15 protein-coding genes are annotated in these 15,692 nt (G+C 49.6%); 1 reads left to right on the top strand and 14 read right to left on the bottom strand.

Annotated elements, in window-relative coordinates; translation table 11 throughout:
* Positions 1–8: 8 nt before the first annotated feature.
* The 10 genes from rnr to KNP88_RS04760 form a co-directional block, all read right to left on the bottom strand.
* The gene (gene rnr / locus KNP88_RS04715; RefSeq protein WP_214892494.1) at positions 9–2,366 is read right to left on the bottom strand and encodes a ribonuclease R; all 2,358 of its coding nucleotides are present in this window, start codon (positions 2,364–2,366) and stop codon (positions 9–11) included.
* 14 nt (positions 2,367–2,380) lie between these two features.
* On the bottom strand, positions 2,381–3,121 hold the full coding sequence (locus KNP88_RS04720) for an alpha/beta hydrolase (protein ID WP_214892497.1): 741 nt from the start codon (positions 3,119–3,121) through the stop codon (positions 2,381–2,383).
* A 101-nt stretch (positions 3,122–3,222) separates the two neighbouring features.
* Positions 3,223–3,456, bottom strand: coding sequence for a preprotein translocase subunit SecG (gene secG, locus KNP88_RS04725; RefSeq protein WP_029331335.1), 234 nt, complete (start codon positions 3,454–3,456; stop codon positions 3,223–3,225).
* 146 nt (positions 3,457–3,602) lie between these two features.
* The gene (gene rbsB, locus KNP88_RS04730; protein ID WP_214892500.1) at positions 3,603–4,517 is read right to left on the bottom strand and encodes a ribose ABC transporter substrate-binding protein RbsB; all 915 of its coding nucleotides are present in this window, start codon (positions 4,515–4,517) and stop codon (positions 3,603–3,605) included.
* Between the two features lie 30 nt (positions 4,518–4,547).
* Positions 4,548–5,507, bottom strand: coding sequence for a ribose ABC transporter permease (rbsC, locus tag KNP88_RS04735; RefSeq protein WP_029331338.1), 960 nt, complete (start codon positions 5,505–5,507; stop codon positions 4,548–4,550).
* Between the two features lie 10 nt (positions 5,508–5,517).
* The gene (locus tag KNP88_RS04740) at positions 5,518–6,996 is read right to left on the bottom strand and encodes a sugar ABC transporter ATP-binding protein (protein ID WP_214892504.1); all 1,479 of its coding nucleotides are present in this window, start codon (positions 6,994–6,996) and stop codon (positions 5,518–5,520) included.
* 12 nt (positions 6,997–7,008) lie between these two features.
* On the bottom strand, positions 7,009–7,398 hold the full coding sequence (rbsD, locus tag KNP88_RS04745) for a D-ribose pyranase (RefSeq protein WP_214892507.1): 390 nt from the start codon (positions 7,396–7,398) through the stop codon (positions 7,009–7,011).
* Positions 7,395–8,273, bottom strand: a complete 879-nt coding sequence (gene rbsK, locus KNP88_RS04750; RefSeq protein WP_214892509.1) for a ribokinase — start codon at positions 8,271–8,273, stop codon at positions 7,395–7,397. The genes rbsD and rbsK overlap by 4 nt, the downstream gene beginning before the upstream one ends.
* Positions 8,270–9,250 (bottom strand): LacI family DNA-binding transcriptional regulator, encoded by a 981-nt coding sequence (locus KNP88_RS04755; protein WP_088837739.1) that lies wholly within the window; start codon positions 9,248–9,250, stop codon positions 8,270–8,272. The genes rbsK and KNP88_RS04755 overlap by 4 nt, the downstream gene beginning before the upstream one ends.
* A 180-nt stretch (positions 9,251–9,430) precedes the next feature.
* Positions 9,431–9,763: a hypothetical protein gene (locus tag KNP88_RS04760; protein ID WP_214892511.1), complete on the bottom strand. Its 333-nt coding sequence runs from the start codon at positions 9,761–9,763 to the stop codon at positions 9,431–9,433.
* Between the two features lie 152 nt (positions 9,764–9,915).
* Here KNP88_RS04760 and KNP88_RS04765 point away from each other — a divergent pair, with 152 nt between their 5' ends.
* Positions 9,916–10,236 (top strand): hypothetical protein, encoded by a 321-nt coding sequence (locus KNP88_RS04765; RefSeq protein ID WP_088837740.1) that lies wholly within the window; start codon positions 9,916–9,918, stop codon positions 10,234–10,236.
* A gap of 532 nt (positions 10,237–10,768) precedes the next feature.
* Here the strand turns inward: KNP88_RS04765 and eno are convergent.
* The 4 genes from eno to KNP88_RS04785 all read right to left on the bottom strand — a co-directional run bounded on the left by eno (position 10,769) and on the right by KNP88_RS04785 (position 15,646).
* On the bottom strand, positions 10,769–12,061 hold the full coding sequence (gene eno / locus KNP88_RS04770; RefSeq protein ID WP_023469213.1) for a phosphopyruvate hydratase: 1,293 nt from the start codon (positions 12,059–12,061) through the stop codon (positions 10,769–10,771).
* 70 nt (positions 12,062–12,131) lie between these two features.
* Positions 12,132–13,679 carry a 2,3-bisphosphoglycerate-independent phosphoglycerate mutase gene (gene gpmI, locus KNP88_RS04775; RefSeq protein WP_214766849.1) on the bottom strand — a complete coding sequence of 516 codons (1,548 nt, stop codon included), beginning with the start codon at positions 13,677–13,679 and terminating at the stop codon, positions 12,132–12,134.
* Positions 13,680–14,432 carry a triose-phosphate isomerase gene (gene tpiA, locus KNP88_RS04780; RefSeq protein ID WP_088837742.1) on the bottom strand — a complete coding sequence of 251 codons (753 nt, stop codon included), beginning with the start codon at positions 14,430–14,432 and terminating at the stop codon, positions 13,680–13,682.
* A gap of 29 nt (positions 14,433–14,461) precedes the next feature.
* Positions 14,462–15,646, bottom strand: coding sequence for a phosphoglycerate kinase (locus KNP88_RS04785; RefSeq protein ID WP_088837743.1), 1,185 nt, complete (start codon positions 15,644–15,646; stop codon positions 14,462–14,464).
* Positions 15,647–15,692 lie beyond the last annotated feature (46 nt).

The raw sequence follows: 15,692 nt of genomic DNA on the forward strand, positions 1-15,692 counted from the left end.
AGAAGCGCTTATTTGCGCTTCCGTTTTTTATTCGAGACCGCTTTATGGAACGGCGGTTTATCCTTCTTGTCTTTCCCGGCGAAGCCTTTGCCTTTCGCCTGGTCCTTCGGCTTACTTGGACGTTTCGACTTCCCGCGACGGTCGTCTTTCTTGTCGTCGCGTTTTTGTCCCGGACGGCCGCCGCTTGAGCGGATCGTCTTCGACTCAAACCGTTTTTTCGGTTGGCGTTCCGGCATCCCGACGACTGCGAAGTCAATCGTCTTCTCATCGATGTTGACACCGGTGACTTTAATCTCGACGACGTCGCCGATCCGGAACTGTTGTTTCGTCCGTTCACCGATCAACTGGTAGTTCGCTTCGTCATAGCGGTAGAAGTCATCCGTCATCGCTTGGATGTGGACGAGTCCTTCAATCGTGTTCGGTAACTCAACGAACATACCGAAGTTTGTCACGCCACTGACAACCCCTTCAAACGTCTCGCCGATGTGTTGCTCCATGTACTCGGCTTTCTTCAGGGCATTCGTTTCGCGTTCGGCGTCAACGGCACGGCGTTCACGTTTTGAGGCGTGATCGGCGATTTCCGGCAGCATTTCGGCATAACGGTCTTGTGTCTTTTGCGATTTATCATTAAAGATGATGTACTCGCGCAGGAGACGGTGGACCATCAAGTCGGGGTACCGGCGGATCGGTGACGTGAAGTGCGTGTAGAAATCGGTCGACAGACCAAAGTGACCGATCGGTTCGACGTCATATTTCGCTTGTTGGAGCGACCGTAACATGACCGTACTGACGACGGCTTCTTCCGGCTCGCCTTCGACGGCGTTCAGGATCGATTGCAACGTCTTCGGTGCGACCGACTCGCCCTTGCGTTCAACGTTGATGCCGAAGTTGGCGATGAACTTGAAGAACGTATCGAGACGTTCTGCTTTCGGCTCATCGTGAATCCGGTACATGAACGGCAGCTTTTGGTGCTGGACGTGCTCGGCGACCGTTTCGTTTGCTGCCAGCATGAACTCTTCAATCAACTTCTCAGCGACGGACCGTTCGCGGAGGATGATTTCGCTTGTCTTGCCTTCTTCATTGACGAGAACCTTCGCTTCCGGGAAGTCGAAGTTGATCGCCCCACGACGCGAGCGGCGTTCGCGGAGGATCGCAGCTAGTTCCGCCATCTGATCGAAGTTGTCGACGAGATCGTGATATTTCGCGACCACTTCTTCGTCTTCGCGTTCGATGATTTTCCGGACATCGGTATACGTCATCCGTTCCGTCGTCTTGATGACACTCTGTAAAATCTCTTGGTTGACGACAGCCCCGTTCTTGTCGATTTCCATAATACAGCTCAGCGTCAACCGATCGACGTGCGGGTTGAGTGAACAAATCCCGTTCGACAGACGGTGCGGAATCATCGGAATGACCCGGTCGACGAGATAGACACTCGTCCCGCGTTCGCGTGCTTCTTCGTCAAGCGGTGAATCTTCCTTGACGTAGTGTGAGACGTCAGCGATATGGACACCGAGCTCATAGTTGCCGTTCGCAAGTTTCTTGACGTGGACGGCATCATCCAAGTCCTTCGCGTCCGCGCCGTCAATCGTCACTGTGACTTCGTTCCGTAAGTCAACCCGACCGACGAGGTCCTTCTCATCGATTTGATCGGGAATGTTGTTCGCTTCCGCAATCGCTGCGTCCGAGAAGTCGACGTTGATGCCGTGCTTATGGACGATCGATAGGATATCGACACCCGGGTCATTTTTATGACCGATGATTTGTAAGACTTTTGCGGTCCCGGCGTAACGGCCGTCCGGGTACTTCGTGATCCGGGCGAGGACTTTATGTCCGTCGACGGCACCGAGCGTATCTTCGTCCGCGACGACCGGCAGGAACGTCAGCTTCGAGTCATCCGGTTCGATGTAGGCAATCGATTCAATCCGCCCTTTAGGACTGACGAACGTCCCGACGAAATCAGCCGGTCCGCGTGAAAGAATCTTGAGTAACTTGCCTTCACGGCGGTCGCCGCCGTTTGATTCGGCAAACACTTTGACGAGGACACGGTCGCCGTTATAGACGTTGCCGAGTTCCGGGGCCGGCAGGAAGATATCGCCTGCTGAACCGTCTTCCGGTGAAACGAATCCGAATCCACGTTGATGGACGGAGATTTTCCCGGCGACTTGCCCGATTTGCGCGAGCGTGCCGTATTTGTTCGAACGCGTCCGGGCGACGAGTGCCTCTTCTTCGAGTGCGTTCAACGTCCGGATCAATTCTTTGAATTCTGTTGTATCCGATAGTTCTAGTTTTTTCGTTAATTGATCGATCGACAGCGGACGTTCTTCCGCCGTGATGACCTCGAGTATTCGTTCACGTAATTCCAACGTGACACCTCCAGTTAATTGCTCCAGTTCAACGATTCTAAAAAGTCATGAATGTCCGCATGGAGCTTATCTTTTTCTTTGTCGAGCGTAATGACATGACCTGAGTTCTCATACCAGATCAGCTCTTTTTGGAAGGCACTGACACCATCATGAATGATGTTGGCCGAGTCCGTATTGATCATATGATCATTGCGGGCCTGGACGACGAGTGTCGGTGCGTAGACATCTTCGAGTGAATCGCGTGTGTCTTTCAGCAACGCTTGTAAATCTTTTAAGGTCGGCATCGGTTCGAACGCTGCCATTTCCTGTTCGATTTGTTCCGGTGATTTTCCTTCTCGTTTCTTAAATTCGATAGCGTACTCGGTAACGCCTGCATACATGACGTCTTCACTTTTAATATAAGCGGGTGCGCACATCGGAATGACCGCTTTGACGGGACGGTTCATCGACAGTTTCAGTGACATGACGCCACCGAGCGATAACCCGCAGACGGCGATTTCGTCGTACCCTTTCGCGACGAGATCTTCGTACCCGTCGAGGACGTCCTGCCACCAGTCGGCTGGCCCGGTCTTCGTCAGCTCTTCGGGTGGGGCAGCGTGCCCTTTATATTGTGGGGCGAGTGATGTATAGCCCTGTTTTTGCAGGTAACGACCGAGGATCCGGACATCGGCACTCGATCCCGTGAAGCCATGTAACAGTAAGACAGCCCGTTTGCCGGCTTCAAAAAAGAATGGTTTTGGTAATGTAATTTTCATAAAATGATTCCCCCTCTAACTCTATACCCCAAAATGAAAATTTAGAAATCGAGAAAACAAGAAAAAACGACAGCGCAAACGTACGGCTGTCGTTTCAATACTCACTTATAAAAAGCGACGAGTAACGCCAAAATAAAGAATAAAGCTCCTAAAACAGATGCCACACGATTCAGGACCGCATCCAAGCCACGAGCTTTTTGGCGACCAAATAATTGTTCTGCCCCACCAGTTAATGCTCCGAGTCCAGCCGTACGGCCTGACATCAAGAGAACGACGATGATGAGAAGAACGGAAACGACGATGAGGCCGACAAGAGCCACGTTATGAATGATCATCGATGATCCTCCTTCAATAATATACGCTTCTTTCATTATAGAGAAAAACAGGTACGGGAACAAGGAATAGATTTATCGGATTCCAGTTCCTGCAAAAAAACATCAGTCGCTCAAGGATTGCTCCAGTGCGACTGATGATAGAAGACTTATTGTTTGATGAGATCGAGTTCGACTGGAATGTTCTTGTCGACTGTCTCGCCTTTCAAGTGTTTGATCGCTGTATCGATGCCCATCTTCCCGATTTCTGTCGGTTTTTGCGCAACTGTTCCTGCCATCTTGCCATCTTTAACAGCTTTGACAGCATCGTCTGTCGCGTCAAATCCGATGACTTTGACATCTTCCATGCCGGCTGCTTTCAATGCTTCGACCGCACCGAGTGCCATTTCGTCATTGTGGGCGAAGACTGCTTTGATGTCTTTGTTGTTTTGAAGAATGTTTTCCATGACAGACAGACCTTTTGCCCGGTCGAAGTTGGCTGATTGTTTTGCAACGACGTCCAGTTTCCCGTCGACGGCCGCGTGGAAGCCTTCGCCGCGGTCACGCGTTGCGGAAGCACCCGGAATTCCTTCAAGTTCAACGACTTTCGCTTTGTCGCCGACGAGTTCGATCATGTATTCACCCGCTTGTTTTCCACCTGCGACGTTATCCGACGCGATGTGGGCGATGACGTCACCGGCTTCAGCGTTCCGGTCGACCGTGATGACTGGAATATCGGCATCGTTTGCTGTTTGGACGGCCGCACCGACTGCTGCTGAATCCGTTGGGTTGATCAAGATGAGATCGACTTTCTTTTGAATCATGTCTTCGATGTCGCTTGCTTGTTTTGCCGCGTCATCTTGTGCATCTGCGACTTGCAGTGTTGCCCCTTGTGCTTTTGCTTCTTTTTCAGCACCGTCTTTAAGTGAAACGAAGAACGGGTTGTTCAGTGTCGAAATCGAGAGACCAATCTTAAAGTCCTTTGTCTTCTTCTCTTTTTCTGTATCGCTGCCTGGCTGCTCTGTCGAACAGGCGGCTGCGAACACCATCAAGGCCATCATGACGAGTGCAAGTAATTTTTTCATCTGTAATTTCCTCCTTCAAAATGTGTGTGATTACGTCGTTTGTTTCCGGTCTGCGAGAACGGCGAACAGGATGACGAGTCCTTTGACGACAAGTTGGAAGAACGATGACACACCGAGTAAGTTCAAGCCGTTGTTGAGTGTCCCGATAATCAAGGCTCCGATCAATGTTCCGACGATCCAACCGCGACCACCGGATAGACTTGTCCCGCCGAGGACGACGGCTGCGATCGCATCGAGTTCATACGATGTTCCTGCCGTCGGTTGCGCCGAGTTGAGGCGTGACGTCAGGATGATGCCGGCGAGTGCTGCCATCAAGCCGGATAGCGAGTAAATCATGATTTTGACTTTGTTGACTTGAATCCCCATCAATTTCGCCGCTTCTTCATTTCCACCAATGGCATATGTGTAACGCCCGAACGTCGTTTTCTTCAAGATGAAGTAAAGGACCGCGAAGGCGATTAACATCGTCACGACCGGTACAGGGAAGATCCAAAAGTAACCCCGACCGAATAATTCAAACCATCCACCTTGACCGAGTCCCGTGATGGGTCGTCCGTCCGTATAGACGAGTGTTAAACCACGGAAGATCGTCATCGTCGCCAGTGTCGCGATGAACGGTGCGACTTTCCCGAGTGAGATGACCATGCCGTTTAACGCACCCATGATAGCACCGACGATTAGTCCGGCGAGAACGGCAATAATGGCTGACGTTCCGTCCGTCATCAGTCCGGCGACGAACGCCGACGATAAGGCGAGAATCGAACCGACCGATAAATCAATTCCGCCCGTCAAGATGACGAACGTCATGCCGAAGGCGATCAAGGCGTTGATCGACACTTGGCGTAAAATGTTGAATAAGTTATTGAGTGTTAAAAAGTCCGGTTCCATAATCGATACGACGAGCACGATTGCGAACAGTCCGGCGAGCGGACCGAGCTTCTGCCCGATTCCGAGCCGACGCGGTTTTTTTTCCGTCAGTTTCCCTTGCATCAATTCCATCTCATTGTCCTCCTGTCGCAAGTGTCATGATACTTTCTTGCGTCGCCTCTTGTTGTTCGAGCATTCCGCTCACTTGCCCTTCCCGCATCACGTAGACGCGGTCACTCATCCCGAGAATCTCCGGGAGGTCGGAACTGATCATGATGATCGCGACACCAGACGCGGCGAGCTCATTCATAATCAGGTAAATTTCTTTTTTCGCCCCGACGTCGACACCACGTGTCGGTTCGTCGAGGATCAAGACATCCGGTTTCGTCCCGAGCCACTTCGCGAGGACGACCTTTTGCTGGTTCCCGCCGGAAAGTGACTTTGCCGGTTGATCCATCGAACTGTGACGGACCGACAACGACTTGAGATATCCTTCCGCGAACTCGCGCTCCGATTGATCGGAGATGACACCCGACTTCGCTAACGACCGGATTGTCGGTAAGGAGATGTTCTCCCGGAGTGAGAAGTCGAGGAACAAACCCTCGCCTTTTCGGTCTTCCGTCAAGAAACCAAGTCCTTGTTTGATTGCATCGTGCGGTGATTTGATGTTGATGACGTTGCCATTCAGCTTGATTGTTCCTGCCTTCAAGCGATCGACACCGAACAGACCACGCATGACTTCCGTCCGTCCCGCCCCCATCAAGCCGGAAAAGCCGACGATTTCACCGGCACGGACGGAAAACGAGACGTCTTCAAACCGTTTCCCGGTCGCTCCCGTCACTTCTAAGACCGTGTCACCGTGTGTGACCTTGCGTTCCGGGTAGCGTTCACCCATCTCGCGTCCGACCATTTCCCGAACGATCTGTTCAAATGATGTCTCAGCGATCCGGTGGGTCGAGACGGAGACCCCGTCCCGCAAGACGGTGATCCGGTCACACAGTTCGAAGATTTCCTCCATCCGGTGCGAAATGTAGACGATTGAGACGCCTTGCTCGCGTAACGCCGTCGCGACACTGAACAGGGCGCGAATCTCACGTTCCGTCAAGGCAGCTGTCGGTTCATCCATGATGATGACCTTTGCGTGCGTCATCAGTGCTTTTGCGATCTCAATCATCTGTTGTTGCCCGACCGATAACGTCCGCGCCAGTTGATTGACATCCATGAAGACGTTCAGTTCCGCCAGTTCCCGTTCCGCGAGCCGTTTCATTTCCGCCTGTTTCAACACACCGAAGCGCGATTTCAACTCACGACCGAGGAACAGATTTTCCGTCACCGTCAAATCAGGCAGAATGTTTAACTCCTGGTGAATGAAGGCAATCCCCGCTTCTTCCGCCAGTTTCGGATTTTTATAGTGTTGTTCGACACCATCGACTTGAATCGTTCCCTCGTCCGCTTTATGGACACCGGTCAAGATTTTCATCAGCGTTGACTTACCGGCTCCGTTCTCCCCCATCAAGGCATGAATTTCACCTGTCGCGAGTTCGAAGTCGACACCCTTTAAGACGGGCACGGGACCAAACGCTTTTGTGATTCCTGTCATCTCAATGTGCATCGTGCTTCCCCCTTAAAAAATGACGCCGGCGTGTAAAATTACATTGGCGTAAGGTGTCGCTTCACCTGTCCGGATGATGACTTTCGCCTGCTTCGTCAGTTCTTTAAACGCTTCGTGCGAGACGTATTCCGTCGTCACGTTTAATTGACTGACCGTAGTGAGCGCCACTTCGTTCGCATCCTTGATTTCCGACGCCAGCGTCATCCGTTCGACCGCCATGTCGTCCGCGACGACGCGCAAGACGTCGGCAAACGCCGGTGTCCCGAGTTCGAGCGCTAAATCAATCCGCTCAACGCCCGTCGGAATCGGTAAGCCGCAATCAGCGATGACGATCATATCGGTATGACCGAGATCTGCTAAGACTTTACTGATTTGACTGTTCAAAATGCCGTGTCGTTTCATACTTCGACCTCCATCTGTTCCCGTGATGGCATGCCACCTTGCGCCCCAAGCGCCCGGACGGACATACCGGCTGCCTTGTTCGCAAAGCGAATCGCTTCCGTCAGTGACTTTCCTTCCGTCAACGCGACAGCGAGTGCCCCGTTGAACGTATCGCCGGCACCCGTCGTATCGACGACGTCCGTCTTAATCGCCGGCACCGTCACGATGGCGTCGCCGTCATAGAAGCGGGCACCACGACTGCCTTCCGTTACAATCAATTTATTCGGATACTGGCTTAACCAATGTTCAAGAGATTGCTGTTGTCCGAAAATCAAGCCACATTCATGTTCGTTTGGTGTCAGGTACGTCACGTCTTCGAGCAACTCGTCGTCCAGGACGATGGCTGGCGCCGGATTCAAGATAACGGGAATACCGTGCTCTTTTCCGTAACGCGCCACCTGTTTGACCGTTTCCAGTGGAATTTCGAGCTGTAATAAAATCATGTCCGTCTGACCGAGCAAGCTGTCGAGCTGACTCTCACCATAGACGACGGCTAAGTTCGCCGACTGGACGACGACGATCGAGTTGTCGCCTTCCGCGAGCGTGATGTGGGCTGTTCCCGTCCGTTCGTTCGCGATCGTTCGGAGGTGTGTCGTCCCGACGTGTTCCGCTTCGAAGTTTTGGCGAATCGCTGTCCCGCTCGCATCGTCACCGATGCACCCGATCATCTCGACGCTCCCGCCGAGCCGGGCGACGGCAACTGCTTGATTTGCCCCCTTACCACCCGGGACGGTATGAAACGCTGAGCCGATGACTGTTTCCCCTGCTGACGGACGACGATCGCTTTCGACGACCAGGTCCATCGAGATACTCCCTACTACACTGATTTGTTTCATATTTGTTCATCCTTCCGCTTCGTCGTTTCCCGTTCGATGACTTCGACCGTCAACTCATGATGGACGGCCGCGATTTCTTTTCCTTCAATTCGTTGAATCAGCAACTTCGCCGCCAGTTCCCCCATCTGATAAATCGGTTGGGCGATCGTCGTCAGTGGCGGTGAAATCATTTGTCCGAGCTCGATTCCGTCATACCCGATGACTTGCAGTTGCTCAGGAATCGCAATCCCGCGTTCTGCCGCGACTTGAATCGTTGCCGCTGCGATGACATCGTTCGCTGCAAAAATTCCGTTACAGGTATAGTGGTCGAACAAATAGTTCGCCGCATCGAGTGCGCCTTGAAAATGAAACGGGGACTCGATGCTTGCGACGAGATGTTTTCCTGCGACTTCTTCAAAACCATCCCGGCGTTTTTTGATCGTCGGTAACTTTGACGGCCCACTGATGACGACGAGTTCATCCGCTCCGTGATCGAGTAAAAATTGAGCTGCCTTCTTCCCGCCGTCGTACCCGTTTGATGTGACGGTCGGGATTGCTCCTTGTAACACCCGGTCGAGTGCGACGATCGGCACTTCGATGGTTTCATAGTTCGGGTTGTTCGAGTAGTTCGTCGTAATGATCAATCCATCGACATGCATCGCTTCGAGAGACTGGATATATTCATGTTCTTTCTGAAACTGTTCATCCGTGTTACACAAAATCACTTGATATCCATGCTTATGTGCCATATCCTCGACGGCACGTGCCAGTTGGGGAAAATAAGGGTTTGTGATGTCCGGTACGATCAATCCAATCAATCCTGATCGTTTTTGAAACAAGGAACGGGCGACACGATTCGGTCGATAATCAAGCTGTTTAACCGCTTGAAGCACCGCCACACGCGCTTTTTCGCTGACATATCCTTTTTCATTCATGACGCGTGATACCGTTGCGACTGATACATTTGCCACTTTCGCTACTTCCCGGATGGTCGACATGATTTCGCCACCTCTTTCTTTTGATAACGCTTACAATATGTATCATATTGTGTAACCGGTTACACATCAACCGTTTTCCGTAAAATATATTTTATTTATTTTATTCCGCTTACTTTCTAAAACTCCATACATAGCAAAAAAGTACGAAAAAACGTTTCATACGAACGTTTTCCGTACTTTTCAAGAGTGTTGGTGTCGTTTTTTGAAAGCTCTTCGAAGGATCGCAATGACGAACGCGAGGATCGCGAGCGGTTCGAATAAGTAGATCAGCAAAAATGTAACATCGATGATGGCATCTTGCGGATTGTACCGTAAGATATAAATCGCACCCGGTAGTAAGGCAATCAATCCCCCGACACCCAGGATGGTTCCGATGATTAAACTTTGTCGTGAGAAACGACTCGTGATTTGATAAAGTCCGATGAATAGAATCAATTCCGTGAAATAGATGATACGTAACGGAATATCGTCAATCGATGTCTCCACTCCTAGAAATAAATAACGAAACAACATGATTCTTCCCTCCCCGTTCTTTCTTCTGTACCCGGTTATTGATTCGATTAATGCAACAACTGCGACTTGACTGCATATCCTAGCTTAATTTAGGGAACTAAACTAGAGGATAGAGGTTAAATCAAGGATATAAGAGAAAGTTGGGGGTTTCGGTGAAAGAAGAATATTCAATGAAAGTCGTCAGCTGTTTAAATGATTTTTTTAAAAACAACAAAGAACCACTCGAAGTCGATTTACTGCGTGGACTTCCACCCGTCGTCTTGTTGCTAAAAGATGGAGCAAAACGATCATTTCCTGTTGAAACCAATCTTCATGATGAATTGCTGAGTGATATCAAGCGGCTTGTGCAAGAATGCCTGGATCCGGAGACCTTGCGCAATCTTGACATCGACACAGATTTACCTGAATTTTTTGTCACGAAAGCACCACTGTATTCACCGTATCATTACCTCGTTACGTTTATTGAGGATTGATTTCAACGCATAAAATTTCATTTTAATATTACGGGATTCGACATTGAGTCGGATCTCGTTTTTTCTGCGTAAAAAAGTTAGGGAAGCACTTACGTCTCACTCACTTGCCATTCATGTGCTTTTTCCTGTAGGAGTCACATGAAGCAAGTAATTGTCGTAGTTTCCTTCTTATTCTAGAAGGGTCTATACCAACAAAATAGACCCGTGCCCGGCTTTTTAGGATAGAGGACACTTAGACCTCTGCTACCTGCTAGAAGTTTAGCAAATTGTGTCCTACGTGAGCCAGAGTACAACTCTGTTAATCAATGCCTACAAAAGCGAAAAGCATACCCCGCTCGACTTCTAAAGGGAAAAGGAAGCTTAGCTTCCGTCAGGGACAGGTGAGACCCGGACATCTGATTAAGATATCCACGGCTTGCGTCCCGCCCTAGAAAAGCGAGCGGAGTAATGCTTGAGCTTGATTCTTCCTTCTCATCATCAACAAAAAAAACAGCCCCTCGCTAAGCGAGAGACTGTCGACTCAATCCGTAAATTACTTCTTGAGGTTGTAGAATGATTTGATTCCGTCGTAGACAGCAACATCTGAAAGCATGTCTTCGATGCGGAGAAGTTGGTTGTATTTCGCGATACGGTCTGTACGTGAAAGTGAACCCGTTTTGATTTGACCAGCGTTTGTCGCAACAGCGATGTCAGCGATTGTTGAATCTTCTGTTTCACCAGAACGGTGAGAAACGACTGCTGTGTAACCAGCTTTTTTCGCCATTTCGATTGCGTCGAATGTTTCAGTCAACGTACCGATTTGGTTAACTTTGATGAGGATCGAGTTAGCGATGCCTTTTTCGATACCTTCAGCAAGTTTTTCTGTGTTTGTTACGAACAAGTCATCCCCAACGAGTTGAACTTTGTGTCCGATACGGTCTGTGAGAAGTTTGTGGCCGTCCCAGTCGTTTTCGTCACAGCCATCTTCGATTGAGATGATTGGGTATTTGTCGACGAGTTGTGCGTAGAATTCAACAAGCTCTTCTGTAGAAAGGACTTTGCCTTCGCCAGCGAGGTTGTATGTTCCAGCTGCTTTGTCGTAGAACTCAGAAGAAGCGACGTCCATTGCAAGGTAAACATCTTCGCCTGCTTTGTAGCCAGCTTTTTCGATTGCTTCAAGGATAACTGTGATTGCTTCTTCGTTTGATTTCAAGTTTGGAGCGAATCCACCCTCGTCACCAACTGCTGTGTTAAGACCCATTCCGCTAAGAACTGATTTCAACGCGTGGAAGATTTCAGCACCCATACGAAGTGCTTCTTTGAATGTTGGAGCTCCAACAGGCATGATCATGAACTCTTGGAAGTCAACGTTGTTGTCAGCGTGTGATCCACCGTTGATGATGTTCATCATTGGAGTTGGAAGTGTTTTCGCATTGAATCCACCGAGGTACGTGTAAAGTGGAAGTCCAAGCTCATCTGCAGCAGCACGAGCAGCAGCCATCGAAACACCGAGGATTGCGTTAGCGCCGAAGTTACCTTTGTTTTTTGTTCCGTCGAGATCGATCATTTTTTTGTCGATTCCAGCTTGGTCGAAAACATCGTAACCGATGATTTCAGGTGCGATTTTTTCGTTGACGTTGTCAACTGCTTTCAAGACACCTTTACCGAGGTAACGAGCTTTGTCGCCGTCACGAAGTTCTACTGCTTCGTGCTCACCAGTTGATGCGCCTGATGGGACGAGTGCGCGACCAAAGCCGCCGTCTTCTGTATATACTTCTACTTCTACTGTTGGGTTACCGCGTGAGTCAAGAATCTCGCGTGCATAAATCTCTGTAATCATTGACATTTAAATTCGCTCCTTTTAGTTGAAAAAATAGTGTGTGTTGCTTTGTTAGACGTTTATTCCATCGACGGGATTATTTCTTTAATACGATGGATTTACCCGTCATTTCTGACGGCTGATCTGCGCCAAGTAGATCAAGTAATGTTGGTGCTAAATCCGCTAATGCGCCTGTAAGTGGCTCGAGAAGCTCGACGTCTTCGACTGTCACGATACATGGTACCGGTTCTGTCGTATGGGCCGTCATCTTGCTGCCATCTTTATTGAGCACTTTATCGGCATTTCCGTGGTCAGCAGTCACGATTGCTGCGCCACCTTTGCTGATGATCAAGTCAACGACTTTACCGAGACATTCATCAACTGCTTCGATTGCCTTGATTGTCGGTTCGAGCATGCCCGAGTGACCGACCATGTCCGGGTTCGCGAAGTTCAGGATGATGGCATCATGTTTGTCGGAATCGATTGCTTCAACAAGCGCATCCGTTACTTCATAAATGCTCATCTCTGGTTGTAAGTCGTATGTTGCGACTTTCGGCGACGGGATTAAGATGCGATCTTCGCCTTCATACGGTTCTTCACGTTGTCCGTTGAAGAAGAATGTGACGTGTGGATACTTTTCAGTTTCCGCGATCCGTAATTGTTTTAAGCCTTGCTTCGAGAGCGTTTCTCCAAGCGTGTTTTTGATATCTTCTGGCGGGAAGACGATATCCGTATCAATCGCATCCGAGTACTTCGTCATGGAGACGAGCAGCAGGTTCTTCGGTGCATTGTCCGGAAGTTCGAATCCTGTGAAGCCAGCTTTTTCTTTGTAGACCTTCGCCAGTTGAATCGCACGGTCAGGGCGGTAGTTAAAGAACATGATTGCATCGTTGTCGTGGATCGGTGCGACTGGCGTACCGTCTTCCTGCACGACGACGGTTGGTTCGATGAACTCGTCCGTAACGTCCTTCGTATATGATTCTTCTACCATGCCGATTGGGTCTTTTGTTGTCGGGCCTTCACCGTATGTGATGACGTCATAGACTTTCTTGACGCGCTCCCAACGGTTGTCGCGGTCCATTGCATAATAGCGTCCAGAGACACTTGCGAATTGACCGACTTGTAACTCATCCATCTTCGCTTGCGCGTCACGAAGGAAACCAGCACCCGATTGTGGATCACAATCGCGGCCGTCCGTGAAGGCATGCAAGTAGACTTTTTCGATTTCGTGAAGTTTCGCGAATTCAAGAACAGCATACAAGTGATTGATGTGACTGTGGATTCCACCGTCAGATACTAAACCAAAGATATGGAGTGCTGAATCATGTTTCTTCACGTGACCTGCCGCATCGTTCATCGCTTGACGCGAGAAGAACGAGCGATCTTTGACGGCGTTGTTGATTCGGGATAGCGATTGGTAGACGACGCGACCTGCCCCGATGTTGAGGTGACCCACTTCTGAGTTCCCCATCTGACCTTCAGGCAAACCGACGTATTCCCCTTTCGCATTCAACAACGTATGCGGATATTTGTTCCAAAAACGATCGAAGTTCGGTTTGTTTGCTGCTGTCACAGCATTCCCGAATTCTTCATCACGCATACCGAAACCATCAAGGATGATAAGTGCGACTGGACGTTTTTTCATTTAAATCGCCTCCAACAGTTTGAGGAACGATCCTGTCTCAAGACTTGCTCCACCAACGAGTGCTCCGTCGATGTCAGGTTGAGCCATATATTCTTTGACGTTTTCCGGCTTGACGCTGCCACCGTACTGGATACGAACTGCTTCTGCAGCTTCTGTACCGAATTCAGCAGCGACGACGTCGCGAACGAATTTACAAGAATCTTGTGCATCTTGTTCTGTCGCTGATTTACCTGTTCCGATTGCCCAGACAGGCTCATATGCGACGACGAGATTTTTCACTTGGTCGACAGTCAAGCCTTTAAGGCTGTTTGTCGTTTGTTCACGAATGACGTCTTCGAACTTGCCGCCTTCGCGCTCTTCAAGTGTTTCACCTACACAAACGATTGGAACGAGACCGTGCTCGAACGCTTTTTTCGCTTTGCTGTTGATGAATGCATCTGTTTCACCAAAGTACTCACGACGTTCAGAGTGACCGAGGATGACGTATGTCACGTCAAGCTCTTTTAGCATGACAGGGCTGATTTCGCCTGTGAATGCACCACTTTCTTGATCGTACATGTTTTGAGCACCGATTTTAAGATCAGTTCCAGCTGCTGCTTCCGTTAAATGAGCAAGGAATACAGCTGGTGCACAGACAGCAGCATCGACAGTCGATGCAGCTGGTACTTTGCCTTTTACTTCTTCTGCGAATGCGACTGCATCCTTCAGAGTTAGATTCATCTTCCAGTTACCTGCGATGATTGGTTTACGCATTGAGAAACACTCCCTTGTGAACTATTGGATTACTTGTCGTTAAGCGCTTCGACACCAGGAAGGGCTTTACCTTCCATGAACTCGAGGCTCGCTCCGCCACCAGTCGAGATATGGCTCATCTTGTCTGCAAGACCGAATTTCTCAGCTGCTGCAGCAGAATCCCCACCACCGATGATTGAGTATGCGTCGCTATCAGCAAGTGCTTGAGCGACACCTTTCGTTCCGTTTGCGTATTTATCAAGTTCGAATACGCCCATCGGTCCATTCCAGACGACGAGTTTCGAGTTCTTGATTGCTTCCGCATACAGTTCGACTGTTTTTGGTCCGATATCAAGTGACATGTGATCCGCTGGGATACTGTCGATATCGCGTGGTCCTACATATGTTTCTTCGCCGAATTCCTTCGTGATGACACAGTCGACCGGCATTAAGAACTTGACGCCTTTGTCTTCTGCTTTTTTCATGAATTCTTTCGCTTGGTCGATTTTGTCTACTTCGAGAAGCGACGTTCCGACTTCATAACCTTGAGCTTTGAGGAATGTATAAGATAATCCCCCACCAATGATCAACGTATCGACGATATCAAGCAAGTGATCAATGACACCGATTTTGTCGGCTACTTTCGATCCCCCGATGATTGCAGTGAACGGACGATCCGGGTTCGAGATCGCTTTCCCGAGAACTTGAAGTTCTTTTTCAATCAACAATCCTGCTACAGCAGTATCGACATGGTGCGCGATTCCTTCTGTAGAAGCATGTGCACGGTGAGCTGCACCGAATGCATCGTTGACGAAGATATCTGCGAGTTTCGCAAATCCTTCAGCGAGTTCAGCATCATTTTTTGTTTCTCCAGGGTAGAAACGAACGTTTTCAAGAACGAGAACGTCTCCTGCTTCAAGCTTGCTGACCGCTTCTTCAGCGACCGGGCCATACGCTTCTTCAACGAGCTTGATGTCTTTACCAAGCAATTCGCTGAGGCGTGCTACGACTGGTGCAAGTGAGAACTCAGGATTTTTTTCGCCTTTAGGACGTCCCATGTGGCTTGCGAGAATGACTTTCGCTCCGCCATCCATCAAATGTTTGATTGTTGGAAGTGCCGCACGAATCCGTGTGTCGTCCGTAATTTTACCGTCTTCTAGTGGTACGTTGAAGTCGACACGTGTAAACACGCGTTGACCTTGTACATCGATGTCGCGAATTGATTTCTTATTCATACATTCGTCCTCCGTCTCATACGTATAGTGAGGGGCTGTGACGCCC

The organism is Exiguobacterium sp. H66 (assembly GCF_018618705.1).
Classification (GTDB): domain Bacteria; phylum Bacillota; class Bacilli; order Exiguobacteriales; family Exiguobacteriaceae; genus Exiguobacterium_A; species Exiguobacterium_A oxidotolerans.

Excerpts from the sequence above, each read along its gene's own strand:
- KNP88_RS04720 (WP_214892497.1), bottom strand. The coding sequence starts at position 3,121 with ATGAAAATTACATTACCAAAACCATTCTTTTTTGAAGCCGGCAAACGG.
- secG (WP_029331335.1), bottom strand. The coding sequence starts at position 3,456 with ATGATCATTCATAACGTGGCTCTTGTCGGCCTCATCGTCGTTTCCGTT.
- rbsB (WP_214892500.1), bottom strand. The coding sequence starts at position 4,517 with ATGAAAAAATTACTTGCACTCGTCATGATGGCCTTGATGGTGTTCGCA.
- rbsC (WP_029331338.1), bottom strand. The coding sequence starts at position 5,507 with ATGCAAGGGAAACTGACGGAAAAAAAACCGCGTCGGCTCGGAATCGGG.
- KNP88_RS04740 (WP_214892504.1), bottom strand. The coding sequence starts at position 6,996 with ATGCACATTGAGATGACAGGAATCACAAAAGCGTTTGGTCCCGTGCCC.
- rbsD (WP_214892507.1), bottom strand. The coding sequence starts at position 7,398 with ATGAAACGACACGGCATTTTGAACAGTCAAATCAGTAAAGTCTTAGCA.
- rbsK (WP_214892509.1), bottom strand. The coding sequence starts at position 8,273 with ATGAAACAAATCAGTGTAGTAGGGAGTATCTCGATGGACCTGGTCGTC.
- KNP88_RS04755 (WP_088837739.1), bottom strand. The coding sequence starts at position 9,250 with ATGTCGACCATCCGGGAAGTAGCGAAAGTGGCAAATGTATCAGTCGCA.
- KNP88_RS04760 (WP_214892511.1), bottom strand. The coding sequence starts at position 9,763 with ATGTTGTTTCGTTATTTATTTCTAGGAGTGGAGACATCGATTGACGAT.
- eno (WP_023469213.1), bottom strand. The coding sequence starts at position 12,061 with ATGTCAATGATTACAGAGATTTATGCACGCGAGATTCTTGACTCACGC.
- gpmI (WP_214766849.1), bottom strand. The coding sequence starts at position 13,679 with ATGAAAAAACGTCCAGTCGCACTTATCATCCTTGATGGTTTCGGTATG.
- tpiA (WP_088837742.1), bottom strand. The coding sequence starts at position 14,432 with ATGCGTAAACCAATCATCGCAGGTAACTGGAAGATGAATCTAACTCTG.
- KNP88_RS04785 (WP_088837743.1), bottom strand. The coding sequence starts at position 15,646 with ATGAATAAGAAATCAATTCGCGACATCGATGTACAAGGTCAACGCGTG.